Source organism: Shewanella sp. CAL98-MNA-CIBAN-0140, assembly GCF_040309905.1.
Lineage (GTDB): Bacteria > Pseudomonadota > Gammaproteobacteria > Enterobacterales > Shewanellaceae > Shewanella > Shewanella psychromarinicola.
This window is the reverse complement of sequence record NZ_JBEOPI010000003.1, coordinates 69,953-96,808: the sequence shown is the minus strand read 5'-3', so window position 1 is coordinate 96,808 and position 26,856 is coordinate 69,953. Positions and strand designations below refer to the sequence as shown.

The 26,856-nt window shown below is 41.6% G+C and carries 24 protein-coding genes; 13 read left to right on the top strand and 11 right to left on the bottom strand.

Annotated elements, in window-relative coordinates; genetic code table 11:
- Positions 1–118 precede the first annotated feature (118 nt).
- Complete coding sequence (locus tag AAEY93_RS02635) at positions 119–1,033, top strand: AraC family transcriptional regulator (protein WP_124013373.1); 915 nt, start codon at positions 119–121, stop codon at positions 1,031–1,033.
- A gap of 418 nt (positions 1,034–1,451) precedes the next feature.
- Here the strand turns inward: AAEY93_RS02635 and fabV are convergent, their stop codons facing one another.
- The 7 genes from fabV to pspF all read right to left on the bottom strand — a co-directional run bounded on the left by fabV (position 1,452) and on the right by pspF (position 9,234).
- Positions 1,452–2,654, bottom strand: coding sequence for an enoyl-ACP reductase FabV (gene fabV, locus AAEY93_RS02630; protein ID WP_124013372.1), 1,203 nt, complete (start codon positions 2,652–2,654; stop codon positions 1,452–1,454).
- A 105-nt stretch (positions 2,655–2,759) separates the two neighbouring features.
- Positions 2,760–3,545 carry a peptide ABC transporter ATP-binding protein gene (locus AAEY93_RS02625; protein WP_101030329.1) on the bottom strand — a complete coding sequence of 262 codons (786 nt, stop codon included), beginning with the start codon at positions 3,543–3,545 and terminating at the stop codon, positions 2,760–2,762.
- Positions 3,526–4,533: an oligopeptide/dipeptide ABC transporter ATP-binding protein gene (locus tag AAEY93_RS02620; RefSeq protein ID WP_124013371.1), complete on the bottom strand. Its 1,008-nt coding sequence runs from the start codon at positions 4,531–4,533 to the stop codon at positions 3,526–3,528. The genes AAEY93_RS02625 and AAEY93_RS02620 overlap by 20 nt, the downstream gene beginning before the upstream one ends.
- Positions 4,534–4,536: 3 nt before the next feature.
- The gene (locus AAEY93_RS02615) at positions 4,537–5,427 is read right to left on the bottom strand and encodes an ABC transporter permease subunit (protein ID WP_124013370.1); all 891 of its coding nucleotides are present in this window, start codon (positions 5,425–5,427) and stop codon (positions 4,537–4,539) included.
- Positions 5,414–6,445, bottom strand: coding sequence for an ABC transporter permease (locus AAEY93_RS02610; protein ID WP_101030332.1), 1,032 nt, complete (start codon positions 6,443–6,445; stop codon positions 5,414–5,416). The genes AAEY93_RS02615 and AAEY93_RS02610 overlap by 14 nt, the downstream gene beginning before the upstream one ends.
- Positions 6,446–8,071 carry an ABC transporter substrate-binding protein gene (locus AAEY93_RS02605; protein ID WP_124013369.1) on the bottom strand — a complete coding sequence of 542 codons (1,626 nt, stop codon included), beginning with the start codon at positions 8,069–8,071 and terminating at the stop codon, positions 6,446–6,448.
- 83 nt (positions 8,072–8,154) lie between these two features.
- Positions 8,155–9,234 (bottom strand): phage shock protein operon transcriptional activator, encoded by a 1,080-nt coding sequence (gene pspF, locus AAEY93_RS02600; RefSeq protein ID WP_101030334.1) that lies wholly within the window; start codon positions 9,232–9,234, stop codon positions 8,155–8,157.
- A 191-nt stretch (positions 9,235–9,425) separates the two neighbouring features.
- On the opposite strand from pspF, the gene pspA reads away from it, so the two are divergent.
- From pspA to AAEY93_RS02570, 6 genes are all read left to right on the top strand, one after another.
- Positions 9,426–10,109, top strand: coding sequence for a phage shock protein PspA (gene pspA / locus AAEY93_RS02595; protein ID WP_101030335.1), 684 nt, complete (start codon positions 9,426–9,428; stop codon positions 10,107–10,109).
- Between the two features lie 19 nt (positions 10,110–10,128).
- Positions 10,129–10,368, top strand: a complete 240-nt coding sequence (gene pspB, locus AAEY93_RS02590) for an envelope stress response membrane protein PspB (RefSeq protein ID WP_101030336.1) — start codon at positions 10,129–10,131, stop codon at positions 10,366–10,368.
- Positions 10,355–10,750 carry an envelope stress response membrane protein PspC gene (gene pspC / locus AAEY93_RS02585; RefSeq protein ID WP_101030337.1) on the top strand — a complete coding sequence of 132 codons (396 nt, stop codon included), beginning with the start codon at positions 10,355–10,357 and terminating at the stop codon, positions 10,748–10,750. The genes pspB and pspC overlap by 14 nt, the downstream gene beginning before the upstream one ends.
- Before the next feature lie 52 nt (positions 10,751–10,802).
- A complete protein-coding gene (locus AAEY93_RS02580; protein WP_101030338.1) occupies positions 10,803–12,245 on the top strand; it encodes a YcjX family GTP-binding protein in 1,443 nt (480 codons plus the stop codon).
- A 35-nt stretch (positions 12,246–12,280) separates the two neighbouring features.
- The gene (locus AAEY93_RS02575) at positions 12,281–13,372 is read left to right on the top strand and encodes a TIGR01620 family protein (RefSeq protein WP_101030339.1); all 1,092 of its coding nucleotides are present in this window, start codon (positions 12,281–12,283) and stop codon (positions 13,370–13,372) included.
- A gap of 142 nt (positions 13,373–13,514) precedes the next feature.
- Positions 13,515–13,853 carry a ComEA family DNA-binding protein gene (locus AAEY93_RS02570; protein WP_198554715.1) on the top strand — a complete coding sequence of 113 codons (339 nt, stop codon included), beginning with the start codon at positions 13,515–13,517 and terminating at the stop codon, positions 13,851–13,853.
- Positions 13,854–13,930: 77 nt separating this feature from the next.
- On the opposite strand, the gene AAEY93_RS02565 is transcribed toward AAEY93_RS02570, so the two are convergent.
- Positions 13,931–14,668: a YciK family oxidoreductase gene (locus AAEY93_RS02565; RefSeq protein WP_351074802.1), complete on the bottom strand. Its 738-nt coding sequence runs from the start codon at positions 14,666–14,668 to the stop codon at positions 13,931–13,933.
- A 259-nt stretch (positions 14,669–14,927) separates the two neighbouring features.
- Here AAEY93_RS02565 and AAEY93_RS02560 point away from each other — a divergent pair, with 259 nt between their 5' ends.
- Together AAEY93_RS02560 and sohB are read left to right on the top strand one after the other, a co-directional pair.
- On the top strand, positions 14,928–17,414 hold the full coding sequence (locus AAEY93_RS02560) for a VolA/Pla-1 family phospholipase (RefSeq protein ID WP_351074800.1): 2,487 nt from the start codon (positions 14,928–14,930) through the stop codon (positions 17,412–17,414).
- A gap of 121 nt (positions 17,415–17,535) precedes the next feature.
- Complete coding sequence (sohB, locus tag AAEY93_RS02555) at positions 17,536–18,546, top strand: protease SohB (protein WP_164839466.1); 1,011 nt, start codon at positions 17,536–17,538, stop codon at positions 18,544–18,546.
- Positions 18,547–18,628: 82 nt separating this feature from the next.
- Here the strand turns inward: sohB and AAEY93_RS02550 are convergent, their stop codons facing one another.
- Complete coding sequence (locus tag AAEY93_RS02550) at positions 18,629–19,696, bottom strand: DUF3083 family protein (RefSeq protein WP_101030343.1); 1,068 nt, start codon at positions 19,694–19,696, stop codon at positions 18,629–18,631.
- 201 nt (positions 19,697–19,897) lie between these two features.
- Positions 19,898–20,455 (bottom strand): arylesterase, encoded by a 558-nt coding sequence (locus AAEY93_RS02545; protein ID WP_351074889.1) that lies wholly within the window; start codon positions 20,453–20,455, stop codon positions 19,898–19,900.
- 61 nt (positions 20,456–20,516) lie between these two features.
- Here AAEY93_RS02545 and AAEY93_RS02540 point away from each other — a divergent pair, with 61 nt between their 5' ends.
- Together AAEY93_RS02540 and AAEY93_RS02535 are read left to right on the top strand one after the other, a co-directional pair.
- A complete protein-coding gene (locus tag AAEY93_RS02540; RefSeq protein WP_101030345.1) occupies positions 20,517–21,266 on the top strand; it encodes an ABC transporter ATP-binding protein in 750 nt (249 codons plus the stop codon).
- A complete protein-coding gene (locus AAEY93_RS02535; RefSeq protein ID WP_351074797.1) occupies positions 21,266–23,749 on the top strand; it encodes an ABC transporter permease in 2,484 nt (827 codons plus the stop codon). The genes AAEY93_RS02540 and AAEY93_RS02535 overlap by 1 nt, the downstream gene beginning before the upstream one ends.
- Before the next feature lie 56 nt (positions 23,750–23,805).
- Here AAEY93_RS02535 and AAEY93_RS02530 read toward each other — a convergent pair whose 3' ends face one another.
- Positions 23,806–24,063 (bottom strand): TIGR03643 family protein, encoded by a 258-nt coding sequence (locus tag AAEY93_RS02530; protein ID WP_101030347.1) that lies wholly within the window; start codon positions 24,061–24,063, stop codon positions 23,806–23,808.
- Positions 24,064–24,803: 740 nt separating this feature from the next.
- On the opposite strand from AAEY93_RS02530, the gene AAEY93_RS02525 reads away from it, so the two are divergent.
- Positions 24,804–25,667 carry a DUF4010 domain-containing protein gene (locus AAEY93_RS02525; RefSeq protein WP_351074795.1) on the top strand — a complete coding sequence of 288 codons (864 nt, stop codon included), beginning with the start codon at positions 24,804–24,806 and terminating at the stop codon, positions 25,665–25,667.
- 103 nt (positions 25,668–25,770) lie between these two features.
- Positions 25,771–26,463 (top strand): pseudouridine synthase, encoded by a 693-nt coding sequence (locus AAEY93_RS02520; RefSeq protein ID WP_351074793.1) that lies wholly within the window; start codon positions 25,771–25,773, stop codon positions 26,461–26,463.
- The last annotated feature ends 393 nt before the right edge of the window (positions 26,464–26,856 follow it).

Sequence of the window (26,856 nt, the reverse complement as noted above, 5' to 3'; positions counted from 1 at the left end):
GCTAAACAATGGCTAAAGATTAGGTATTATTGCCTGCGCACAAGCAACAAGTTAATTTACATTAGTTAGGTTCTGATAGCGATCGGGATGTGATGACTTACACCCAAAAGGAGACGACATGAGCCATAGACTTGATCAGGCATTTGAGCGAGCATTAGCTTATTTAGATCAGCATTTACATGAGCCGTTTGACCTGGGAATGTTAGCTGATATTGCCGATATACCACAAAGCCATTTTGAAGCGCTATTTTATGCGCTGTATCATATCTCCATTGACGCCTATGTAGAATTACTAAAAAGCCTAGAAGCCGCCCATTTATTAGGTTTTGCCAAGCAAGTTTCTCTGACTACAATCGCGGCTAAATTGGCCTATCGTAACGAACAGCACTTTATCGAATCGTTTACTCGCAGTATTGGTCAAAGCCCTCAATCATTCCAACAAGCGCCTGATTGGGGCAACTTTTTTGCTAAGCAACAACCGCTTAAATCGTTTCAAGCAGATGTTAGTCAGCAAGAGAAGCAACCCTCAGTTGATATTGTATCGTTTGATACGCAAGCATTAGCGGTGATGGAACATCATGGTGATCCGGCTTTATTACCTCAAACTATTGCGCGATTTATTGAATGGCGTCGACAGTTTGCTTTATCTCCTACAAGCGGTAGAACCTTTAATTTGCTTTACTCAAGCTCGGAGTTATCTGCTAAAACGCAATATCGAATTGATATTGGTGTATCGTTAAATACCGAGACACAAGCAAGGTTGAACCCTTTAGCGTTAGAATCGAGTCAGATTAAGCTCAAAGAGATCCCTCAGGGACGATGTGCGAGGGTTAAATACAATGGTGATGATAATGGTATTACGGCGGCAATAGGCTACCTGTATCGCGATTGGGTTAATGCGAATGATGTTACCCTAAGAGATTTCCCCTTATTTTTAGAGCGACTCGTGATTGCTGATAATGAGTTTGGTGACCCTCAGCCAAAACAACAGCAAGACTCACAACAAGTACTGATTTATTTACCGATTGTTTAACCTCAAACCATAAGCCATCACGGGCTGACCATGGTCAATAAATATTCACTTATTCACTATTAATATAGGGATCTAATGCTGACTTCAACCCTCAAAGAGCAGGTATAAAGGGCGTTTATTACTTGTGAGTCATCACTACTATCCGCATGAGGTTATTGAATCATGTCATCCCAGACAGGGTAATCTAGCCACGATAGCCTAAAAAGCTAAAAAGAGACAGATATGGGTGAATGGCAATTAAAGGTGAGGGCAACGACGAGATTTGGGCATTTTTGTGTGTGCCCGGCTCAAAAATAGTAAACATCTTTCAGGGCGGGACTGGAGTCATAAAAAAGCCGTAATGCAGGGCATTACGGCTTTTTACGTTAACGTGCTATAACTGAGCTTCTAGTTCACTTATGCTTCCTGTTCACTTATGCTATAGCTCAATCACATCAAACGTGACACTCGGATCAACGTCGGCTTCATAATCAATACCATCAATACCAAAGCCGAACAGTTTTAAAAACTCTTGTTTGTATTCATCGTAGTCAGTTAATTCACTTAAGTTTTCAGTGGTGACTTGCGGCCATAAATCACGGCAATGCTGCTGAATTTCTTCGCGAAGTTCCCAATCATCAAGGCGTAAGCGATTTTCGCTGTCAACAGCTGGTGTTTGGCCATCAACACGGTATAGGCGTTCACTGAATAAGCGGTAGATTTGTTCAATACAGCCTTCATGTAAGCCTTCTTGACGCATTTTCTTAAATACCATCGCGATGTAAAGTGGCATTACGGGAATTGCTGAGCTCGCTTGTGTCACCACACTTTTTAACACCGCAACGTTAGCTGAGCCACCCGTAACTGATAATTTGCTGTCAAGGGCGTGAGCTGCGCGGTCTAAATCCATTTTGGCTTTACCCAAGGCGCCATGCCAATAAATAGGCCAAGTCAATTCGGTACCAATGTAGCTATAAGCAACCGTTTTGCAATTGTCAGCTAATACGCCAGCTTCGCTTAGCGCACTCATCCATAATTCCCAATCTTGGCCGCCCATTACCGTGATGGTGTCAGCAATTTCTTGCTCAGTAGCAGGCTCTACAGAGGTATCAATAATGGTGTTTTTGTTGGTATCAACAGCCGTGGCAGTATACGTTTGGCCAATTGGTTTAAGTGATGAACGGATAACTTCACCGGTGTCTGGCAATTTACGAACTGGAGAAGCCAGTGAGTAAACCACCATGTCGATTTGACCTAAATCTTGCTTGATAAGCTCAATAACTTGTTGCTTTGCTTGATGGCTGAATGCATCACAGTTAATGCTTTTTGAATACAGGCCTTCTGCTTTGGCAAACTTGTCAAATGCCGCTGTGTTGTACCAACCGGCAGTACCGGGCTTAGTTTCAGAACTTGGTTTTTCGAAAAACACCCCGATGGTGGCGGCGTCGCTACCAAATGCTGAAGCGATACGAGAAGATAGGCCATAGCCACTTGAAGAACCGACAACCAGTACTTTTTTTGGCCCATTAGCCATTTTGCCTTTGGCTTTAATTAGTTCGATTTGTTCTTTTACGTTCGCTTCGCAGCCAACAGGATGAGTCGTGGTACAAATAAAGCCACGAATTTTAGGTTTAATAATCATATTTAAGCTTCTTCCTTTAACATTGGCTCTAGGATAAATAGTTCGGCGACTAAATGGCACTGATTTTTGCTAAAAAGGTCTCAAAACCATAGTGGTTGGAGCAGTTTAGCGCTTTTGCATAAATTGACTTTGCTCTTTAATGAGTCGCTGGGTGTATTCATGCTGTGGTGCGGTAAACAAGGCCTCAGTGGTGGATTTTTCAACCATATGACCATTTTGCAGTACCATAATTTTATCACTTACATGACGGATAATATTGAGATTATGTGAAACGAAAATATAGGATAAACCCATCTCTTTTTGGAGTTTTAATAGCAGATTAATAATTTGAGATCGAACCGATAAATCCAGTGCTGTCAGCGCTTCATCTGCAATAATAATTTTGGGATTAAGCATTAATGCCCGCGCAACGGCGACACGCTGCTTTTGGCCTTCTGAAATCATGTGCGGATAAAAGTCTGCGTGCTCGGGCAATAAGCCGACTTTTCTTAAGGTTTCAATGACCAAGGCTTTACGTTCCGTTGAATTTAATTGTGTATTAAATCGCAACGGTTCTTTAAGCAAGTTACCAATGGATAAACGTGGATTTAGCGAGGTGGTTGGATCTTGGAAAATCATTCTAATTAACCGACATCGCTGCTTTAAATTATGCGTTTCTAATGTTTCACCTTCAAAAAATATTTCGCCGCCACTACGTTGCTCTGCACCGACTAAAATTCGGGCAAGGGTACTTTTGCCTGATCCCACTGTTCCCACAATTGCCAGTGTTTCACCGCGCTCGAGTTCAAATGAGACTGGAGACAATGCCTGATAATATTGAGGTTTAAAACGCTTATAACCGGTTAAGTATTGCTTACTTAACTCAGTCACTTTAAGCAATGGTGTCGTCATCTTCTTGCTCACTTTTATAAGGGAAATGGCAGGCAAAATAGCGGTCTTTAATATGTTCAAGTTTAGGCTGTTTTACACAAGTTCGCTGCGCTTCAGGGCAACGTGGGCCGAGTCGACAACCCGCGGGTAAATGTTGCAGAGACGGTGCCGACCCTTGCAGTGTGGGTAAGTTAGCTTTGTGACGCATTTTTTTAGTATGATCAGGTAGGTTTTTTAATAATGCCCGCGTGTAAGGATGATAGGGCATGGCCACCATTTCGTTAACGGGTCCTGATTCCATAACCTGACCACTGTACAGAATGGTTAAGTTGTCACACCAATGCACCATGGTTTCGAGCTCATGGCTGACCAATAAAATGGACACATTTTGCAGTTGATTGAGTTGTGATAATAATCTAAAAATCTGCGCTTGAGTATTAAGCTCCATAGAGTTGGTTGGCTCATCGGCAATGAGTAGTTTGGGATGATTGGCGACAGCCATTGCAATCATGACTTTTTGGCATTCGCCTTCAGACAATTCCCATGGATAGCATTTCATTAGCATTTTGGGTTTTTTTATACCCACTTTGTGGAGCCATTTTTGCGCGTTTAAATAGGTCGCATGACTGCGTCGCCAAAAAGGAATATTTTTATTGGGCACCATAGCTTCAATTAATTGACTACCAATGGTTTTAACCGGATCTAAACTGCCTGAAGGATCTTGGAAAATCATCGCCATTTCGCTGCCCATTAGGCAACGCCGTTGTTTGGCATTCATTTCCAATAAGTTTTTTCCATCCCACATCATACGATCGGCAATAATATGCCAATTAGGACCCAACACCCCCAAAATCGCTTTGGCTAACAAACTGCGCCCAGAGCCTGATTCGCCAACCAGCCCATGAATTTCACCTGGGTTGATTGTCAAACTGACTTTTTCGAGCACTTTTACAATGCCCTCGGGGGTATCTAGTTCAATCGTGAGATTACGAATATCGAGTAAAGGCATAAGTTAGTTTCTTATCGGTGCAAGCGCAGAACGTAAACCATCACCAACTAAGTTAACCGATAACACGGTAAACAAAATGGCGATACCAGGGATACTTACGGTCCAAGGTGCGAGCAGTAAATTATCAAGCCCTTGTGCGACCATCGCCCCCCACTCTGGACTCGGTGCCTGAGCTCCGAGGTTTAAAAAACCGAGTGCAGCGATATCTAATATCGCCGCAGAGATTGCCATCGTGACCTGAATAATCACCACATCCCATACGTTGGGCATAATCACATACCAAAAAACTTGCAATGAGTTGGCACCGTCTAGTTTTGCTGCAGTGACATATTGTTTTTGTAGCTCTTCATGAACGGCTTGATGAATAACACGGACAAATTGTGGAACCATCGCGATCCCCACGCCCCAAAACACATTATTAAGTCCTGGCCCCATAACCGCGACCACTAAAATGGCCATTAATAATGAAGGAATAGAGAGGAGTGCATCTAATAAGTGACCCAGAATACTCGACTTAATACCGCGCATCATTCCTGAAAGCGAACCAATAATAAAGCCAAAAAACAGCGAAGCCGCCACAATAAGTAGTGACATACCAAAGGTTAATTGTACGCCGTGTAAGATGCGGCTAAAAATATCTCGTCCAAGATCGTCAGTCCCAAGAAAGTGTTCTACTGAACCGGCAGGATCCCATGATGGCGGCAATAGTAATACTTGTTGGTCTTGCATCTCGGCCGAATAAGGCGCGATGATCGGGGCGAAAATAGTTAATATTAATAAAAATATGACGGCCCATAGACCGATTACGGCAAATGGATTAGCCGAAAACGTTTTCCACATTCGCCACAGCGGTGAGGCAATATGATCTTCTTGGTAAATTTTAATTCGAGGCATACAATTCCTTTCTGCTCATTGGATTGATTGCGGTATGAAGCAAATCAATCAAAATGCTCAAGAAAATGATTAATAATGAGACAGATAAAATGCCTGCTTGAATGACGGTATAATCACGCTGATAAATGCCCGAAACTAACCAGCTGCCTACACCTGGCCACGAAAAGATAACTTCAACCACGATGCCATAGCTAGCAAACGATCCCAGCATTAAACCAATACTTTTTAGCACTGGAATTAAGGCGTTGGGTAATGCATGGCGCAACAGTATTTTAGCTGTGTGTAAACCTCGCGCTTCAGCGGCTCGAATATAGGTTTTATTCATTACATTTAAAATGGCTTGTCGAGTGATCCTCACCACCAATGTAAAGGGAAGTACCGCTAAAGTGACTGCGGGTAATATCAAGTGCAGTAAAGCATCATGAAATGCCGGAATGCGATAAGCAGAATCAGATAATAAGGTATCTATTAACATGAAGCCCGTGACAGGTTCAATTTCATAAAGTAAATTAATTTGGCCTGAAATCGGCAACCAGCCTAAATTGACTCCAAACCACATAGATAGGGTTAACCCCAGCCAAAATACCGGGATAGAATAACCCGTTAAAGTGACCGCTAAAATACTATGTTGAAGCGCTTTATTATTGCTTAAGGCAGCCAGAATACCTATGGGAACCCCAAAGAACACCGCAATAAATCCTGAAAATAACGACAGCTCAAATGAAGCAGGCAATACTGAAGCCAGTTCCTCTGAAACCTCTTGCTGCGAGTTACTGGATATCCCTAAGTTACCCGACAAACGCTGGCGTAAATAGGCAGTAAACTGCAATAATTGATTATCGTTTAATTGATAATCTTGTTCAATTTGCTGTTTTTGCTCAATCGTTGGGTACTGAATCCCCGACAGCGAGTAAGTTTTACTGACAGGAAATTGTCCCGATGCCATAAATAGCACTGCTATCATTAACAGTGATGTGGCCATAAACAGCGTTATGCGCCTAAAGAGGTAACGCCACATTTATTGGTTTTCCTCTTTTGTTTTGGTTGTTCCGGCAAATGAAATGCCGCCATAAGATCTAATTTGCATGCTAGTAATATTGTTCTTTTTCAAGACCACTTTTTTAGCGTGAGCAAGTGTCACCATAGGAACTTGATCGCTGATAATCGCTTCGGCGGTTTGATAAAAAACTTTACGTTCTGGTTGAGTTGAGACACTTTGGGCTTGGGTTAATAAGTGTTCAAAGTCTTTTTGGCACCAGCGAGAGCGATTATTGTTAGAGGCTAATGCTGCGCAGCTTAATAACGGGGTAAAAAAATTATCGGGGTCGCTATTATCAGCATTCCAACCAATGAGAACCGAATCATAATTAGAACTGGCTAACTTCTGGGTGAACACGCTCCAATCATAGCTAATGATATTAAGTTTTACCCCAATACGGGCTAAATCTGCCTGAATAAGCTCCGCTGTTTTCAGTGCGCTAGGATTATAAATCCGCGCCACAGGCATGGCCCACACATTAATGGATAAATTAGATACGCCTGCTTGTTGCAGTAAAGCTTTGGCTTTTTCAGGGTTATATTCATTAGGCGATAAGTTTTTCGAATAAGCCCATGATGCTGGAGGCAAAACCCCTGTAGCCTCTACGGCGGTATCATTATATACCACGTCTAAAATATTATTCTTATCGATAGCATGTGCAAGCGCTCGCCTTACCCTAACATCATCTAATGGCGGTTTTTGGGTGTTAAATGCCCAAAATGCCACGTTCAGTCCGGGTTTGGTATCGACAATAATATCCTTATGTTGGTTAAGTACTGCAAGCTCACCCGCTTTGGGCAATGCTGAAACACTGCAGTCTCCGGTGATTAATTTGGCAATGCGCGCGGTGCTTCTTGGGGTAATATCAAACACCAATTGGTCTATCTCAACCGTGGGTCCCCAATAGACTGGATTCTTTTTATAGCGAATATATTCATTTTTAACATACTGATTGAGCTGAAAAGGTCCTGTGCCTACAGCGTAATAATCAATATCTTCAGGCTTGCCCTGGGCTAAAAGTTGATAACCATATTCTGCCGATAACACTACGGCAAAATCAGTGGCGAGATTAGATAAAAAAGAAGCATCTTTACGCACTAAATGAAAGATAACTTGGTAATCGTTTACTTTTTCAATTTTATCGATTAAATCAGCAAAACCTATACTTTGAAAAAATGGATAACCGGTTCTGCTGACTAAATGATATGGGTGCAAGGGGTCAATTATACGGTTAAATGAAAATAACACGTCGTCGGCATTAAAATCTCTTGTAGGGGCAAAGTGCCGCGTCTTATGAAAGCTAACATGCTCACGCAAGGTAAATAGATAACGTAACCCATCATCGGAGATTTGCCATGATGTTGCTAAGCCGGGAGTCATCTCGGCTTTTTGTTGGCTGTAATTCACCAATCTGCTGTAAATCTGATGTGAAGTGGCATCAATAGTGGTGCCAGATGTGACAAGCTGGGGGTTAAAACTTTCGGGATTACCTTCGCTACAATATACGAGACCAGAAGGTAATTGTGCTTGTCCGCATGCAGCCAACATAACGCTGGATAGACATAGAGACATCAGCTGGTACCAACGTTTTACTATAACAGGCATGGTGTGATCATATTTTATCGATTTTGAGTGGTTATTTTAACAGTGTTCATTGCATTGGGGCAATGAGCATATCCAAGCTTCATTCAGCTCTTATCGAGTAAGTTGTACTTTTTCAAAATACCACGAAGTTGATGATAGCTTAAGCCTAATAAATCGGCGGTTTTTTTCTGATTATACAGGCCTTCAGCCAATGCGCGTTGCAATAATTCTATTTCACTGTTTTCGGTATATTCTTTAAAATCTATTGGAAATTCGATGCTACTCAATACGGCTGATGTGTCGGTGTTAATACGGGACTCAATGGGCTCAGCAACAGAGGCCGTGGCATGTTCAATCTGCATAGCTTGACGTTCTCGGGTTTTGACTCTATTTACTGGACGGTAGGGTGATGCAAAAGGGTCTAAAATAATATGATCAATTTCTTGGCCATCAGTCCCTTCGCGATAAACACTTCGCTCGACGACATTTTTTAATTCACGGATGTTCCCTGGCCAGCTGTGCATCATTAATTGTTCTATCGCCAGCGGACTAAAACCGCCAAAATATTCCAGTGATAATTGTCTTGCCATGCCAATAGCAAAATATTCTGCTAATGTCATGATATCTTCGGTTCTATGTCTTAATGGAGGTAAGGTGATTACATCAAAGGCTAAACGGTCGAGTAAATCAGCTCTAAATTCACCATTTTCTGCCAAGGTCGGTAAATCTTCATTGGCGGCACAAATAAGCCGAACATCAGATTGAACTGTTTTACTGCCACCCACTCGTTCAAATTCACCATATTCGATGACACGTAATAACTTTTCTTGGATTAATCCCGAGGTGTTTGCGAGTTCATCTAAAAAGAGTGTTCCACCATCAGCGCGTTCAAAACGACCTTCGTGCCGACCTTTTGCGCCAGTAAATGCACCAGACTCATGGCCAAAAAGCTCAGTTTCGAGTAAATTTTCACTTAGTGAAGAACAATTAAGTTTAATAAAGCTTTGATCCCAACGAGGAGATAAGTAGTGTAGTCGTTCTGCAATTAATTCTTTGCCAGTGCCGCGCTCACCAATAATGAGCACAGGCTTGGATAATGGCGCGACTTTAGACACATGTTCTAATACTTCAAGTAATGCATTAGATTGGCCGATGAGATTATTTTGCTGAAATTGTTTACTCACAGTTAGCTACTCGCAAAATTGTTAGTGATTTAGACTAATAATTGGTGAAAATCATAATAAATGGCTTGAGTGTTAAAAGAAAGCAAAAGTTAAATATTTGTTTAAGTGTATGATATTATTTAACTTGTAAATATTGGCACGTAATGTGTATTACTAACTGCGACATCCACGTTAATTTTGAGGAACACATTATGGGAATTTTCTCTCGCTTCGCTGATATCGTTAATTCAAATATCAGCTCAATACTTGATAAAGCCGAAGATCCAGAAAAAATGGTCCGTCTTATCATTCAAGAAATGGAAGACACTATTGTTGAAGTACGTTCAACCTCAGCGAAAGTATTGGCTGAGAAAAAAGAATTACTTCGTCGGATTGCTCGTGTTCAAGAGCAGGTTCAAGATTGGCAGAATAAAGCTGAGTTAGCGTTATCCAAAGATCGTGAAGACTTAGCCAAAGCTGCTTTGAGTGAAAAACAAAAAACAGTTGGTTTACTGCAAGCTCTTGAAATGGAACTGCAAGTTGTTGAAGAACATGTTGCTCGTTTAAAAGATGAAATCGCTCAACTTCAAGAAAAATTGAATGATGCCCGTGCTCGTCAAAAAACCATCATTATGCGTAAGCAAACTGCCACTTCACGTTTAGAAGTAAAAAAGCAGCTTGATTCAAGCAAAATCGATGATGCGATGATGAAGTTTGAACAATATGAGCGTCGAGTTGAAGGGATTGAAGCACAGGTAGAATCATATGATTTAGGTAAAAAGAACGTTCTCGCTGACGAGTTTGCAGCATTAGAAGCAGAAGACTCTGTCAATGACGAATTAGCAGCATTAAAAGCAAAAATGAGTGCAAAAGCACAACCTAAATCTAAAGCATAAATTTATTCAGAGGTGAGTTATGGATATGGATCTTCTTATTGCACCAATTATCATCTTTATGGTGATTGTGGCACCTATCTGGTTGGTTCTTCATTATCGCAGTAAGCGACAAGTGAGCCAGGGACTCACTGAGGAAGAATTTAATCAGCTTAATGGTTTAATTGCTAAAGCTGAGAAAATGAGTAGTCGCATCGAAACATTAGAAGCGATTTTAGATACTGAATCACCAGAATGGAGAGCAAAACATGAGCTCAGCTAATGGTCGTACTTTATACCGCAACCCCAAAAGTGGTAAAGTGGCTGGGGTGTGTTCAGGTATCGCTGATTATTTTAACTTTGAAACATGGCTAGTACGTGTCATCGCTGTGTCGATATTCTTACTCGGTGGCTCAGGGTTTGTGTTTGTTATTTATATTGCCTTATGGATGATATTAGATATTAAGCCACAGAACTTACAACACAGAGATCAGCACAAAGATATTGAAGTTAAAAAGAAAGTTTGGCAAGCGGGTGAACCTGCAAAGCAAGCGTTGTTTGATGTTAATCGTCAATTTAATGGATTAGAAGTCCGTTTACGACGACTCGAAGAACATGTCACTTCAGACAACTTTGATCTTAAACGCCAAATAAATAGTCTTTAATCCTACTAATGGGCGGTTTTCCGCCCGTGTTTTTGGGGAGCCATCAGCCATCATGAGATTTTTAGATCGTTCCTTGTTTCACGTCACTCAAACCGCGCAATCTTTGGTTCATCGTAGTACCGACCGTCATGTTAGGTTAGCTGTGACTGGATTATCAGGTGCAGGTAAAACGGCTTTTATCAGCGGATTAGTTAACCAATTATTGCATGCCGGGAAAGGGGCCAAGCACAATCCTTTACCATTATGGCAAGTGGCGCGCGAAGGTCGATTAATTGCCGTCAACCGTGCCATGCAACCTGATTTAGATATTGCCAGTTTTGATTATCAAGGTGCAATAAATGCATTAAGCTCGTCGCCTCCCTATTGGCCCGCTTCAACCAAAAATATTACTGAATTACGCTTGGCGATTAAGTATCAGCCACAACAAGGCTTGTTAGCAAAGTTGACGGATACCGCAACCTTGTATGTCGATATTGTTGATTATCCTGGTGAGTGGTTACTTGATTTACCTATGCTTAAACAAGACTTTACCCATTGGTGTTTGTCGCAACAGGCCACCGTGACATGTTTAAGCCATTCACCTTTATTTGCGGCATTTAATCAGGCAGTAGAGCAGTTAGACTTAAGCCTATTAGCGGATGAACAACAACTTAAGCACATTGCTGATTTGTATCAAACCTTATTGGTTGATTTGGTTCGGCAACAGGGGTTTTATCACGCCCAACCAGGGCGTATGTTATTACCGGGTGAATATGAAAATACCCCGTTACTGACATTCTTTCCATTGATTACCTTGAGTCCAATTCAGCATTCGGAATTATCTGCAAGCTCAAGTGATTCAAATTATCACGTACTTAAACGGCGTTATGAACAGTACGTATCACAAGTCGTTAAGCCCTTTTATCGTGACTACTTTTCTCGATTTGATCGCCAATTGGTATTAGTTGATTGTTTAAATGCGCTTAATCATGGTCAGGCGCAATTTAATGACATGGGCCGTGCACTTAACAGCATTATGGAGAGCTTTCAATTTGGTCAGTCGAGTTTAATAAAACGTCTGTTTTCACCGCGGATTGATAAAGTTTTATTTGCTGCTAGCCAAGTAGACAGAGTGACTCGTGATCAACAGAGTCATGTGCTCAGTTTGTTAACCGCAATGCTACAACAAAGCCAGCATTATGCCAATTTTGAAGGCAGTGAAGTTGAAACCATGGCAATAAGTGCGATTAAGGCCACCCAACATGGGATGGTCAATATTGATGGTGTTCAACAAGAAGTGGTAAAAGGGACTGGGCTTGATGGCAAGAAAGTGACCTTATATCCTGGCGATGTTCCGGCATCATTACCTGATGCAGAATTTTGGCAACAACAAGGATTTAGTTTTAGTGCTTTTCTGCCGCCTAATTTAAGTCATATTCATGATCACAATCCGCAATTTGAACACATTCGTCTCGATCACCTTTTAGAGTTCCTATTAGGCGATAAATTGTCTTAATGGATTTATTTTGAGCAATAATTTGGGCCTTAGTTATGAATGAATCTACACATAGTTCGCCGATAAAGAAATCGCAAATATTTACGGAGTCAGACTTAATCGTGACTCAAGAGGCGCATTCCAAAGCGGATCCTATTAAGCCCGCTAAACCGTTTGAAGACATTGACTTTATTTGTGAGAAATCCTTAATAGAATTACCAGCCTCAATGGAAGACAGCATTAAACCTGCAACACCCAAGCGTTGGTCACTATTGGCAAGATTATCGATTATTGGTTTGGTGTTATTCGTCATAGTCCAGACCGTGATGGGGTTAATTGACTCTCTTCAGCAAAGTCCGTGGTTATTTGGTTTTTATGCAACAGTGTTATCCATTGTTAGTGTATGGGCGATGGTGTTGACCCTTAAAGAATGGCGTAAATTAGTTAATCTTAAAAAGGTGAGTGACCATCAAGCGAAAGCTGAACGGTTGTCGCAAAGCATGCAAATGGGTGAAGCTAAACAATTTCTGGCACCAATATTAGCCAAATACCCTAATAACGAGGCAAAGCAACAATATCTACAAGCCTGTAGTCATGAACATAATGATGCTGAAATCGTTGTATTATTTGAAGATATTGTGTTGTCTGAACGTGATCTACTCGCTAAAAAGCGAGTTAATCGTTTTGCTGCAGAGTCGGCTTTATTATTAGCAGCCAGTCCCTTAGCCGCGCTGGATATGGCTATTATTTTGTGGCGTAATCAAAAAATGATCAATGAAGTCGCTGCTATTTATGCGATTGAGTTAGGTTATTGGAGTCGGATAAAGCTTATTCGTAGCATTGTGGTTAATCTTATTTACGCGGGGAGCACTGAGGTGATTACCGATTTAGGGACCCAATTATTATCGGTGGAAATGACCGGCAAGTTATCTGCCCGAATTGCACAGGGGCTCGGTGGCGGTTTACTTACCGCAAGACTCGGTTATCAAGCTATGAGTTTGTGTCGCCCTATTGCATTTAATAAACACAATAAGCCTAAATTATCCCACGTTCATCAGCATTTACTGGGTGAATTAAAGCAGTTTACCTCGTCAATGACGTCCAAAAACAAATCGAAACAAACTCAGCCTGTTGATAAGAACGAATAAAATATGTGTTTTTTTTGTACAACGTGAGTTTATTGACTACAGTTAGCCTCCGATCCGGAAACCCTACGCGTTCCGAATCGTTCGAGCTTGGTAATGGAGAAGGACGCATACCGGCAAATTAAGGAAAGAAAGGAGAATCTACATGAAATCACCATTGACATTAACTGCAATATTTATGGGTTTATGCTGTTTGTTAAGCAGTCATTCTTACGCCGCAGAAACGGCAAACACAATGGCAGAACCTACACAGAAAGTGACAAAAGCGATTGAAAAAAAATCAACTGATATGCAAAAGGTCAATATCAATAATGCCAGTGTTGAGGAATTACAAGCCCTCAAAGGTATTGGTCAAGCGAAAGCAAAAGCGATAGTTGATTATCGAACCAAAAATGGCAAATTCACCGATTTACAACAGTTAACCATGGTGACAGGTATTGGCGATAAGCTAGTGAGCCAGAATACCGAGAATATGAGTTTCTAAACGAGACTGTTATTAAAAATTAGAATTAAAACTAAAACGGAAGCAATTGCTTCCGTTTTTTTTCGACGCTGCATTACTTACTGAGCATTTAATGCTTGGCCATTTGTGTCGATAGAGCCATTGCCCATCAAAAATAAATAACTAGGCATAATTTCTTGTGCTGTTTTTAGGGTTTTTGGATCTTCACCAGGATAAGCCTTTGCCCGCATTTCAGTGCGAGTTGCGCCAGGATTAATACTATTAACTCGTATCGAAGTGTTATCACACTCATCGGCTAATACTTGCATCATGCCTTCGGTGGCAAATTTAGAAAAAGCATAAGGTCCCCAATAAGCACGACCTTTACGTCCAACACCGCTTGAAGTAAACACAATTGAAGCATGCTCGGCTTTACGCATTATAGGCAATAATGACTTGGTCATGATGGCTTGAGCCGTGACATTGACCTTTAAAATGGTTTCAAGAGAGGTTAAATCAATATGCTCAAATGGGCCTAATGCCCCCAACTGAGATGCGTTATGCAATAAACCATCTAAATGACCAAACTGCTCAGCAATGGTGTCTGCCATATCAATATAATTCTGTTCGGTCGCGCCTTTCATATCTAACGGCACAATGGCTGGTTTTGGATAACCGGCATTAACTATTTCATCGTATACGTTTTCGAGTTTTTTAACGGTCTTACCGAGCAAAATTACCGTTGCGCCGTGTTTGGCAAATTCGATTGATGCTGCACGACCAATACCGTCTCCAGCGCCCGTAACTAAGATTGTTTTGTTATTGAGTAAATCTTTTGCAGCTTGATATTCCAACATGATTGATTATTTCCTCTTAGCGCAATCGCCCGTCAAATCTAGTACCGGATAAAAAATAAACGACCGTTTGAAACAAATGATTAATAATTGTATGCCAATAGGTCATACGTATGTAACAAACTTGTAGCTAACTCAATAATTTTACGTTAACTTGAGAATAGTTAAGGACTAACATAAGTCCTTATGGTCGCATGATTGGACTTATTGTGACTAGTTTTTGGGGAAAAAAAATTATTAAAACAAGATTTGGGGAAAAAAGATGAAAAGACTCATTTTGGGTGTTGCAATAACATCTGCTCTTGGCTTAACAGCATGTGGTGGTGACAGTTTTAACGAAGCCGTAGCGAATGCTGAGCCGTTAGTGCCTGTTTCACATATGCAGTTTGATCCTGCTAATAGCCTAGTACCATTACCAAACGATTTACTTTTTAGTGGCACAACCGATGGCACATTATCTATCCCTGGCGAGGCCAGCGGTAACTATACTGATCCTCAAATCGCATTAGGTGCATTAGATGGCTGGTCAACTAGCTCACCTATTACGGTTACTGTTGAACTTGCTAATGATTTACAGGGCAATGCGTTAACGTTGGATGCAGCCTCTGTGTTTCAACCGGGTGCGGTGCGTATGTTCGAAGCGACGGTGGGCGGAGCATTATCAAGTGATGCTGAGTGTCAATCAGCACCTTCAGTTTCTGCCTGTAAAGTGGGTGAAGAGCTTCAATTTGGCGTTGACTTTGTATCAAAAGCATCAGGCAATAAAGTTGCCATCGTACCGCTTAAACCATTAAAAGCTGGCCAGTCTTATATCTACGTGACTACCGATCTTATTCAAGATTCGTTAGGCCGTGGTATTGCTCCGTCTACTACATATGGTCTGTTAAAGTTAGATTTTGACACTCAGCAGCTTGAAACAGAACAACAAAAAATGCTCCAGTATCTCGTTAACAGTTATGAGAAAGGCGTTGCTGCAACACATGGCGTTGACCCTGAGTCGATTAGTTTTTCAGGCTTATTTACCACTCAGTCCGTAGCTGATGTGTATGAAACCACTAAATTATTGATGGCGTCTAACCCAGCCTATATGCCTGCATTTGCAGAAGCGATAACGCCAACGGGATACACTGTTGCTCAGGCTGCGGGATTAACTGTAGAAGACGGTGCAGCATATGTTGTTGCTGACATGGCCGATCTTTACACCGCAAAAATTAAGCTGCCTATTTACGGTGATTGTTCATCTGCAACTTGTACTATTCCAATCATCGATGGTGCCCCAACAGCCCCCAATGGTCGCTGGTTTGCTCAAGGCGACAGCCCGGTATCAGTATTATTAGCACTACAGGCCGGTACATTAAGCCAAGCTAATTATTTTGCCCAAGCATCTGACAACGGTGTTGACCCTCAAGCAGCGTTGAGCAACCCAGCACTGCTTGCAGGTAAGCAGTGGAAACTTGACGATGGTACTGCAGCTGACACCACTAAACATTTAACTAAGTTTAATCCTATTCCGGCTATCCAAGGTTATGAAACTGTTGCCGTTCAAATTACCTTACCCAATGCGGCTAAGCTTGCCGCATTTACTGCTGCTCAAGGGGGTACGTTTGTACCACCAACCAGTGGTTGGCCAACAACGATTGCACTGCATGGTTTAGGCGGTGGTAAAGAAATGGCGCTTGCTTATGCCGGCACTTACGCTGCTGCTGGTGTTGCCACTATCGCGATAGATATGCCATTACACGGTGCCCGCTCATTTGATTTAGACAAAGACGGCATTTATGAAATATCTGCTACAGATCCTTCATTTGGTCCGGTAGTGGGTACACCTGATGCGTTTACCAATGGTAACCCATTAGTGTTTGTCAATATTTCAAGCACACTGACAGTACGTGACAATTTCCGTCAAGCAACCTTAGACCATTTAGGTTTAAGATTATTATTGACTGGAATGGCGCAACAACTCGCTGCGGCAAGTCAACCTCAAGTATTTGATGTATCTAAAATGAGTGCTCAAGGTTTGAGTTTAGGAGGCATTGTGGGTACCACATTCTCAACCTATGCGAGTACCGGATTAGTTAATCCTATGACGGGTGATGCTTTACCTAACGCTTATGCAATTAATGCAGCATCGTTAGTGGCGCCATCGGGTGGTTTAGCGGGTGCTTTTGCTGGATCTGCGGCGTTTGGGCCAGTGTTGTTTAGTAACATTACTGCCTCTAGCACTTTCATGGATCTTGTGACGGCGGCTAATACAGCAGGTTATGAGCCTGGTACCCCAGAATACGCAGCATTAGTGCAGGCGGTTTATGCTGGCTTTATTCCTACCTTTGCGTTTGCAGTGCAAACGGCTATTGATTCAGCAGACCCGATTAACCATGGTGAGAAATTAGCGTCTACCGGTTTACCTGTGCACCTGATCGAGATTGTCGGTGATGGTGCTGGTAATTTACCAGACCAAACCTTACCTAATAGTGTTGAAGGTTTCCCATTGTCGGGTACTGAACCATTAATAGCTTCGTTAAGCCTAGATTGTGTTGATACAACAACGCCTGGTTCTGGTGCGGTACGTTTTTCTAAAGGTCATCACAGTTCGATTGTGAGTCCTGGTGAGACACCTGCAACAGATGGTATGGCAATGCAAGCTACTGTTGAAATGCAGTCTCAAGTAGCAGGTTTTGCAAAAACAGCTGGTTTAGGACAAGCGACGATTGTTGTGAATAATAGTGATGTGATCCAAAGTTGTAACTAATGCTTACTAATTAGTATGTAATATCTTAAAAAACCCAGCAATTAGCTGGGTTTTTTATTGTCTACTTATTGGTTATTGCTGTTAAAATACCGCAGATTGTCATCCCTGTATGGAGCGAAATTTGGAATTTTTATATGAATACGGCCTGTTTTTAGCAAAAGCGGTAACAATTGTTGTCGCTATTTTAGCGGTAGTAATATTTGTACTGGCTAGCAGCATGAAAAACAAATCTGATAAAGGTGAGTTAAGACTGACTGATATTTCAGATGAGCTGCTGCAACTTAAGCACCAGTTAAAAGAAGAGTTACTGCCTAAAAAGCAATTTAAAGCCTATGAAAAGCAAGTGAAAGCAGACGAAAAAGCCGCTGAAAAACAAGCTTTAACCAAAGGCAAAGTGTTCGTTATTGATTTTAAAGGCAGTATTGATGCCAATGAAGTCGCGTCATTACGTGAAGAAGTCACCGCTATTCTAACCATTGCTGATAAAGATGACCAAGTGTTGGTGAATGTTGAAAGTGGTGGCGGTATGGTTCATGGATATGGTCTAGCTTCAAGCCAATTAGATCGCTTGCGTCAAGCTAATATTCTGTTGTCTATCTGCGTGGATAAAGTGGCGGCGAGTGGGGGTTACATGATGGCGTGTGTGGCAAACAAGGTGTATGCCGCTCCTTTTGCGATTGTCGGTTCTATTGGCGTAGTGGCACAGGTTCCTAACTTTAATCGCTTGCTTAAAAAGCATGATATTGACTATGAGCAGCACACTGCCGGTGACTTTAAGCGTACCTTAACCATTTTTGGTGAGAATACCGATGAAGGCAGAGCTAAGTTCCAACAAGAACTCGAAGAAACTCATGTATTATTTAAAGAGTTTGTTGGCCGTTACCGTCCCAATATGGACATTGCCAAAGTGGCAACAGGCGAACATTGGTATGGACAACAAGCCATTGATTTAGGGTTAATTGATGAAGTATCTACCAGTGATGATGTGATTTTAACTTTAGTTAAGACCCATCAAGTGATCAAAATAAAGTATCAAATGAAGAAAAAGCTGGCTGATAAAATTGCCCATGGTGCATCATTATCAGTAAATACCGTGATGAATCGTTTAGCTGAGCGTAACCAGTCGGTGTAGCATTACATTGTGAGTGATTGGATAGATCAAAAAACGACAGCTCATGCTGTCGTTTTTTTATGCTAGAAAAACCTCAATATGATTAGGCTTTGTAACTGATGTGTTGATGAAAACGTAAAATAACATCTGCATGTTCTTTATCGATGTCTAGCTCATTAGTAAAGAGACGTAAAGCGTCTTCTACTTGGTTCATGAAGCGGCCATAACCTTCGTCTGTTTCATCACTTTTACCCGCTACAATGACAAACCGGAAAGCATCTACAAGCTTATTGGCATCCCAGTGGCAAATAGGTTCAGGTGATTCAGTGTGAGGGTCAAACCCGATCATCTGAAACTCGTTGGTGCTGGTTAATTGCTCATACTTACTGTTACGTACAAGTGGCAACTTACCGTTAGCAACAACAGCAACACGATTTAACTGCTTACTGCTTGTCGCTTTGAAAAACTTATCGCATAAATTTTTATACAGACTTGAAAAATCAGTTGTATCATTTGCAAGCAATTGCTTTTTGATACGACGCTCAACCGGAATGTTAATGGTGACATAATTAAGCGTGCTCACATCGTCTGGTAGCTCGCAGTGACGACGATGATAGCGGCTGTCTACTGCGCGTAATTTATAGCCGTATGTTTCTTTGAGCCCCTTGGATTTTGCAAAAAAGTCATATGAAAGATGCTGGTGGTCACGCACTTTAATCGGTACATCTTTGACGGGTAATAACGGTTTTAACTCAGCAATAAATTTTTGCACATGAGAATGGAATTCAGCTGAATGGCTACGAAGATCTTTACCTGTGGCTAAAAATACAATTCTGAGCTTTCTGGCTCGAAAACCTGCAACGCTGTGCAAACTGTTTGCTTCATGATGGGCTGGATTATAGAAAAAACGTAATTGCTCTTCTGAGTTTAAGCAATAGGCTTCGTTGTGGAAGCGTACCATAGGTAATTTGTCGGTGGTGACAACGTGGACGTTGTACAATTCTTGCTTTTCAGCTAATTGATAAACTAATTTACTGAATTCATCGTAACAATTTTCTAAATCACTGTATGCGTTAAGATATTCATCGGTTAACGGGAAACCAATGGTAATGTATTGATTTTTACGTGTTGCGGTTGGCAAGTATACTTTTTTTTGACGACTGACGGACATATTATTTCCTTATTGCCTTAGTTGTTGTCTAAAGTTTATCGTTATTTATTTATTGTTATTTATTCACTGTTAATTATTCATGGTTATCTAATGTGCTAGCTGTGCTCATTTTAAACATTGGAGCTTAAATTAAAATGACTTTCGATCACTTTATTAAAAAAAAATTAACATTTTGAGCTAAAGTCAAACAAACTGAGCGATTTACTCTACTAGTGCCTGAGTGATCCAAGGTAACATCCACTGCGTAATCATCGGTTGAGCCTGTTCATTAGGATGAATGCCGTCGCGTTGCATTAATGTTTTATCGATGGCGATATCTTGCATAAAAAACGGTATCAGCTTAATCGCGTATTCTTCGGCTAATTGATGGTAAGTCTGAGTAAAAGAGCTGGTATATCGGGGACCGTAATTGGGTGGCACCATGATTTCAGTCAGTAAGACTTTGGCGCCATGTTGCTGGGATAGGTTAATGATTTTTGTAAGATTTGATTTCAATTTATCGGGTGGAAAACCACGCAGGCCATCATTGCCTCCTAACGCAATTATAATTAGATCGGGTTGGCTTGACCCCAGTAAACTCGGGAGTCTACGTAATCCACCCGCGGTGGTTTCACCACTCACCGAACCGTTAATAATGTGGGCGTTTGGCAGTTCATCACGGAGTAATTGTACCCAGCCTTGGTTTTCTGCCATACCATAGCCTGCACTTAAACTATCACCTAATATCAGAATCGTGGCAGCATAGGTTGGTGCGCACATCATTATCACTAAAAGCACGCTAGTAAGTACGCGTTTAAGTGACGAATATAAGAAGGATTGTATGTCTAATAATATCGATCGAAATATCAGTGCCATTACTGTAACTAACCTCAATAAAACTGTCGTGACCCAAGAGGGAGAGTTGACTATCCTCAACGGCATTAATATAGAAGTCAAGCAAGGAGACAGTATAGCCATTTTGGGACCATCAGGTTCAGGTAAGTCGACACTATTGGGATTACTTGCGGCGTTAGATACGCCTACCTCAGGTGAAATTGTATTAGATGGCGTAGCATTATCAGGCTTAAATGAAGAGCAAAAAGCTGCGCTACGTAAACAAAAAGTCAGTTTTATCTTTCAGTCATTTATGTTGGTCGATACGTTAACGGCCCTAGAAAACGTGATGTTACCTGCTGAGCTTGCTGGGGTGAAAGATGCCAACCAAAAAGCCCAATCGATGCTCGACCGAGTCGGTTTATCTCATCGATTAAATCATTTACCCAAACAATTGTCCGGTGGGGAGCAGCAACGTGTCGCCATCGCACGGGCGTTTATTTGTGAACCCAAAGTCCTGTTTGCAGATGAACCGACAGGTAATTTAGACAGTGTTAACGGTGATAAAATCGCTGATATGTTATTTGCACTCAATCAAGAGAGTGATACTACGCTTGTGCTGGTGACCCATGATTTACATTTGGCCAAACGTTGTGCTCGGCAATTAGTAATGGAAAATGGTCATTTGTCAGAACCCTATTTAGATACCAGTGTGACCGAACATAAGCATTCACAGCCTTTAGCGGAGGTTAATTAATGGAATGGCAAATTGCGTGGCGATTGTTTAAACGAGAACTGGCTCAAGGGCAATTAATGCTTATTGTATTGGCCATTACGTTAGCGGTGTTATCAGTAACGGGCCTTGCGCGGGTGAGTGAGCGTTTACAAGTGGCCATTAATGGCGAAGCCGCTAACTTTATTGCTGCCGATCGTATTATTGATTCGCCGGTTGAACTTGACCCACAATTGCTGACACTGGCAGATAAAATAGGGCTGGCTCACGTCACGAACATGCAATTTAACTCGATGGTGTATTCGGGCGATAAGTTTCAGTTAGTCACGGTAAAAGCGGTAGGTGATGGTTATCCGTTAAAAGGCGATATAGAGCTGAGTAACGGTATCACTAGAGCACTGCCACAAACGGGTCAAGCGTGGTATGAAAACCGTTTAGGTGGTTTGCTTGGCTTCCCACAAACCATTGAATTGGGCAATAGTGAGTTATCGCTTACAGAAGAGATTAGCCGTTTACCTGATGCTGGCTTTAATCCGTTTGCCTCCTCGCCGGTGTTACTTATCCGTTTAGATGATGTGGCGGCAACAGGCATTATCCAACCGGGCAGCAGGGTGACTTATTTATACCAATTTACCGGTAATGCTGAACAACTAGTGGCGTTTGAACAGCAAGCCAAACCTCTACTGAATAACAGCCAGCGCTGGGTGGATGTGCAATCGGGAGATTCTCCTATTGCCTCAGCAGTGCAGCGTGCTGAGCGCTTTCTGTTGCTCGCCAGTCTACTCGGCATTGCTTTAGCGTGTGCCGCGATTGGCATTGCCGCCCAGCGTTATTGTCAGCGTCATTATGACGTAGTGGCCATGCTAAAAACCTTTGGTGCTTCGGGTCAGCAAATTCGAGTATTATTTGGACTGCATTTGTCGTTAGTAACACTATTGGGTATTGTCCTTGGTTTGCTGGGCGGGGTATTGCTCGACCTTGGGATCACCGCTTTTTTACCGGCCGAAATCGCCGCTTACTCACCCCCGTATTTCCGCCCCATATTATTAGGGGTTAGCACGGGATTGATCAGCGCATTTATGTTTTCCGCATATCCATTAATGCGTTTATTGGCCATTCCGCCGTTAAGGGTATTGCAACGTCAATTAGAAGGCTTGCAGCTAGGCATGTGGTTGCATCTGTTATTAAGCTTGGCTGCGATGGCCTTGTTGGGTTATTTATATTCAAGAAGTTTAGCGTTGACCATGACGGTGGTACTCGCGGTGATGTTGTTGGGAGTCTTATTGAGTGTGCTGGGGTTTGTGATGATCCGCTTTGGTCATGGCATTGGCATGAAAACCACTAATCCTTTTCAATTGGCTTTAGCCGGACTTCGTCGTCGTGCGCGGCAAAACGCAGTACAGTTGGTTGGTTTTAGCAGTGCACTGGTATTGCTGTTAACCATATTAGCGTTGCGCCAAGATTTACTCAATGAATGGCAGAAACAGTTACCTGAAAATGCCCCCAATTACTTTTTAGTCAATATAGCGCCAGAAGATGCTAAGCCACTTGATGACTTTTTAACCCTCAATCATATTAAAGCAACCGATATTTATCCTGTGGTTCGTGGGCGACTGACTCACATTAACGACGAGGAATTGATTTCAGGTAAGCAGGCAGAGAACGGTGTTGAAGGGCGTGTGGGTATTTCACGCGAACTTAATTTAACCTATCGTGAAACCTTACCGCCGAATAATACCTTACTCGAAGGCGCATTTAACCTCGCTGGCGATGATGTGTCGGTCGAGTCTGGTGTGGCAGATCGACTCGGCATTGTAATGGGGGATACACTAACTTACCTCATCGATAATCAATCATTTTCGGTTAAGGTTGCCAGTATCAGGCAAGTGCATTGGGAAACCTTACAACCCAATTTCTTCATGATCTTCACCCCTGAAGCACTCGCGCCGTTTGCTTATACTTCTATGGCAAGCTTTCATCTAAATGATGCGCAATTGGCGGCCGATGGAAGCCTGCTTAGCGCAAATCAAGTGGTATTGCAGTTAATTCAACAATTCCCCACGGTATCGATTATCGATGTCGGAGCGATTGTTCGGCAGTTACGGCAAATCATTGAGCAAGTGTCATTGTCGTTGTCTTTGGTGTTGGTATTAGTGTTACTGGCCAGTGCTTTGGTGTTGGTTGCGCAAACGGAGGCGGGAATGGCGACTCGGCAGCGAGAGCTCGCCGTGTTGCGTACTTTTGGCGCCTCCGGTTGGCTGCTACGCGCTTCAACGGGATTTGAGTTTGCCATACTCGGTGCTATTGCTGGCTTGTTGGCGGTGATTGTGGCCGAGTTTGCCTTGTTTATGTTAAAAACCCAAGTGTTTGATCTGGTGGTTTATATGCATTGGCCATGGTGGGTATTAGCCCCTGTTGCGGGGGCGGCAATTGTGTCGATATTAGGTATTTGGCGCTGTAGGCAATTACTCAATATGTCCTGTAGTGACATGCTCAAAGCCGGTTAGGTTGGCACCAAAAAAGGAGATGATGATTCATCTCCTTTTTTACTTCGTTAGTCGGGTTACTTTTTTTGTCTTGGTTTGTATTGTGTAGGACAATAACCTCTATCAATGCCTAGAGGACGTAATTTAAGGTGTTTGGTTTTACGGCCACTGACACGTGATCGCCATAACTTAAAACTATTAGGTTTAAGCGCTAGGCGCATCAGTTTGATCACATTGGACTCGCTTAAGCCGTAAAGGTGTTCAATGGCTTCAAATGGGGTTCGGTCTTCCCAAGCCATTTCAATAATTCTTGAGGTATCTTGAGGTGGTAGCATTGCTTTTCAACGTCTTGATTGGGTTTGCAGACTAATACGTTAGTCGATTCAGTTTAGATTAGTGCGTTAAGGTAAATGTGCGACAGAAAATTAGCCTTGAGCCAATTTTTTTATTCACCGTGGAAAGGTTGATGCGCCTTGACCGATTTGGGTGTAAAAGTGCTGAATTATCTTTGCAACAAGGCGTGTGCTGTATTCATCAAGCAAAGGTCTGCTTTAATGAGCTTGTGGTATTAGATGGGGCAACTCAAGTTTATGAAAATAATCATATTAAATTGGATGGCAATAAGCTGACCTGCCGGCCTTTTCGATATTAATGGTCAATAAGTCTGCTAATGCCCTTTGTTCTAATGTCGATGGCGTATATTCGACATTTTTTTCTTTAGTGGATATTGAGCGATTATCACAATGACATATTGCTGGGCGGTTAGATGCAGATACTACCGGCTTAGTACTTATTACCGATGACGCTCGTTGGACCTCAATATTACCTTACCCTCCAAGCTGTGTTGCAAAGTATACCGGGTCACATTAGCTTCGGATTATTAATCAGGCAAGCACTTGTTTAACCACTTAATCGTTTTTAAGTTGGCTTGATGTATAATTACGTTATATTGATTAGATCTCGGTGCCGATCACAGGGAGTGTAGTGGTTAATTTCGTGATAAAACAGTGTAAAGAGCTGAATGATTTATGACTTAGTCCACCATGATACTTAGTTTTAGGGGCAAATATTGTCAATGGAACATAAAACACCACTCTCATATCATTTTAAAGACAAACATATATGGTTTGACATGACCATGTTGGCGGCTTTGTTTGTGGTGGCGGCCTACGTTCCGCTATTAAAAATTGTTCCTTTAGTTGCCTGTCTAGAGTTATTCAGCTTTTTTAGTTTTCACTTACTAGCAAAGCGAAGTCGCTTCCAGTTACAGGGCTTTCTGGGGGGATTTATTTCCAGCACGGCAGTTTTTTTACAAATATTGAATGATAAAAAATTTGCAACAACAAGTGAACGTGACTTGCTACTGACATTGTTGTTTGCCTTATGTTCTATGTTACTGGAATGCCTATTTATTATCTTTTTTTTGGCAGATCAATTACCTTTTACTTTTTATATCCCCTTTGTCACGCAATTATTGTTTTTTATTACGGCGATTATATATGTGCAGATTCAATCCAATTTACTTTTTTTAAGCAAGCAATCAGGACAACCTACAGTTGATATTGAGCTATTAATTGATCATCCGATAAATTGGAAAAATGTTGCTAAGCTATCTATTTTTATCCTCGGACTTGTTTACGCCATGCATTTTATAGGCAGTGAACTTGGTCTCTCGCGAGAGATCAGTACTTTGCTTGTGTCATTTTTTGAAGCTCATGCCATTCTTGTATCTGTGATGACCGAATGGTCTATGAATCCACAGGATATTGATTTAATGAATTTATTGTTGTTAATTTTACTCGGTAACACCATCAGTAAATCGTACTTGGTATTTAAAGGAAGCAATTTTTCTCACAAAGGGTTTTTTATTGCAATGATGTTTATGGGGTTTGCGTTAAGTGTCGGTGTTACATTTATTGACGCTTTTTTACTTGAGTAATGTGTTTGCTATTACCCCTAATAATACAAACAGCACTTGACGTCTGTGGCATAATCCCCTCAAGTAGCCAATAAAAAATGATTATCCCACGTTAAGGTTATTTATGCGTCTTGATCGATTTATTTGTAAAAGTACTGAGTTATTAAGGTATGACGCGATCCAACTAATTCATAGTGGTGAGGTGTTGGTTAATGGTGTGGTTGTTAGGAATGAAGCTGTTCAGGTTCATGAAAATAATGAAGTTAGCTTAAACGGTCAAAAGCTTGCAGCTCGAGCTTTTCGTTATATGTTAATCAATAAACCAGCCAATACTCTTTGTTCGAATGTCGATGGTGTCTATCCGTCGTTATTTTCGTTAATTGACGTCGAACGCCCATCTGAGTTGCACATTGCCGGACGATTAGATGCCGACACAACCGGATTAGTGCTTATTACCGATGATGGTCGTTGGACATTTGCTATCACATCTCCGTCTGGACAATGCCATAAAGTTTACCGGGTTAAATTAGCTAAGCCGATAGCCGCAAATGCTTGTGAGTCTTTTTTACAAGGCATTGCTTTGCAAGGGGAACAAGAGCTGACATTACCGGCGCATTTGCTCATTATCACACCTCAAGAAGTATTGCTGACTTTAACGGAAGGCAAGTTTCATCAAGTAAAGCGTATGTTTGCTGCTATTGGTAATAAAGTGTTGTCTCTTCATCGTGAAAGTATTGGTGCTGTGAGTGCCGATGTAGCAGCAGGGGAGTGGCGTTATTTAACCGATGTGGAAATTCGCTCATTTGGTGATAAATGACTCTGCAGTCATATTACGCCTCTGCCAGATAATCTGTATCCCCACCAAGCGATTGCATAACCATCAGTTATTATCTGAATTCGGGTGTAAACCATTCCAGATTTACCCGCTAAATTATCAAAAATAAATCTTAACAGACTAAATATGCCACTGCTTAGGCTAAGATCCTATAATCAAATAAGGTGCGATTAATAGATAATTTTATGAGTTTGTTGATAGATTTATCCCAGTAGATATTTACAGATCTCGATTAGAATACCTTAACTAGTCGCTTTTTTATTGACCCCCCCATCATCGCAAGTGTTTTTGATAATATAAAATTATTAAAATAATACTAATTGAAAATTTAACGCTACAAAAAATAATAGCTATACTTTCTTTATTGAAACTAAC

Coding starts and splice junctions, on each gene's coding strand:
- AAEY93_RS02625 (WP_101030329.1), bottom strand. CDS start 3,545: ATGACGACACCATTGCTTAAAGTGACTGAGTTAAGTAAGCAATACTTA.
- pspB (WP_101030336.1), top strand. CDS start 10,129: ATGGATATGGATCTTCTTATTGCACCAATTATCATCTTTATGGTGATT.
- AAEY93_RS02610 (WP_101030332.1), bottom strand. CDS start 6,445: ATGTGGCGTTACCTCTTTAGGCGCATAACGCTGTTTATGGCCACATCA.
- AAEY93_RS02530 (WP_101030347.1), bottom strand. CDS start 24,063: ATGCTACCACCTCAAGATACCTCAAGAATTATTGAAATGGCTTGGGAA.
- pspC (WP_101030337.1), top strand. CDS start 10,355: ATGAGCTCAGCTAATGGTCGTACTTTATACCGCAACCCCAAAAGTGGT.
- AAEY93_RS02635 (WP_124013373.1), top strand. CDS start 119: ATGAGCCATAGACTTGATCAGGCATTTGAGCGAGCATTAGCTTATTTA.
- AAEY93_RS02565 (WP_351074802.1), bottom strand. CDS start 14,668: ATGTTGGAATATCAAGCTGCAAAAGATTTACTCAATAACAAAACAATC.
- AAEY93_RS02535 (WP_351074797.1), top strand. CDS start 21,266: ATGGAATGGCAAATTGCGTGGCGATTGTTTAAACGAGAACTGGCTCAA.
- AAEY93_RS02575 (WP_101030339.1), top strand. CDS start 12,281: ATGAATGAATCTACACATAGTTCGCCGATAAAGAAATCGCAAATATTT.
- AAEY93_RS02605 (WP_124013369.1), bottom strand. CDS start 8,071: ATGCCTGTTATAGTAAAACGTTGGTACCAGCTGATGTCTCTATGTCTA.
- AAEY93_RS02545 (WP_351074889.1), bottom strand. CDS start 20,455: ATGTGCGCACCAACCTATGCTGCCACGATTCTGATATTAGGTGATAGT.
- AAEY93_RS02570 (WP_198554715.1), top strand. CDS start 13,515: ATGAAATCACCATTGACATTAACTGCAATATTTATGGGTTTATGCTGT.
- AAEY93_RS02540 (WP_101030345.1), top strand. CDS start 20,517: ATGTCTAATAATATCGATCGAAATATCAGTGCCATTACTGTAACTAAC.
- AAEY93_RS02580 (WP_101030338.1), top strand. CDS start 10,803: ATGAGATTTTTAGATCGTTCCTTGTTTCACGTCACTCAAACCGCGCAA.
- AAEY93_RS02560 (WP_351074800.1), top strand. CDS start 14,928: ATGAAAAGACTCATTTTGGGTGTTGCAATAACATCTGCTCTTGGCTTA.
- pspA (WP_101030335.1), top strand. CDS start 9,426: ATGGGAATTTTCTCTCGCTTCGCTGATATCGTTAATTCAAATATCAGC.
- fabV (WP_124013372.1), bottom strand. CDS start 2,654: ATGATTATTAAACCTAAAATTCGTGGCTTTATTTGTACCACGACTCAT.
- AAEY93_RS02525 (WP_351074795.1), top strand. CDS start 24,804: ATGGAACATAAAACACCACTCTCATATCATTTTAAAGACAAACATATA.
- AAEY93_RS02615 (WP_124013370.1), bottom strand. CDS start 5,427: ATGCCTCGAATTAAAATTTACCAAGAAGATCATATTGCCTCACCGCTG.
- AAEY93_RS02520 (WP_351074793.1), top strand. CDS start 25,771: ATGCGTCTTGATCGATTTATTTGTAAAAGTACTGAGTTATTAAGGTAT.
- AAEY93_RS02550 (WP_101030343.1), bottom strand. CDS start 19,696: ATGTCCGTCAGTCGTCAAAAAAAAGTATACTTGCCAACCGCAACACGT.
- AAEY93_RS02620 (WP_124013371.1), bottom strand. CDS start 4,533: ATGCCTTTACTCGATATTCGTAATCTCACGATTGAACTAGATACCCCC.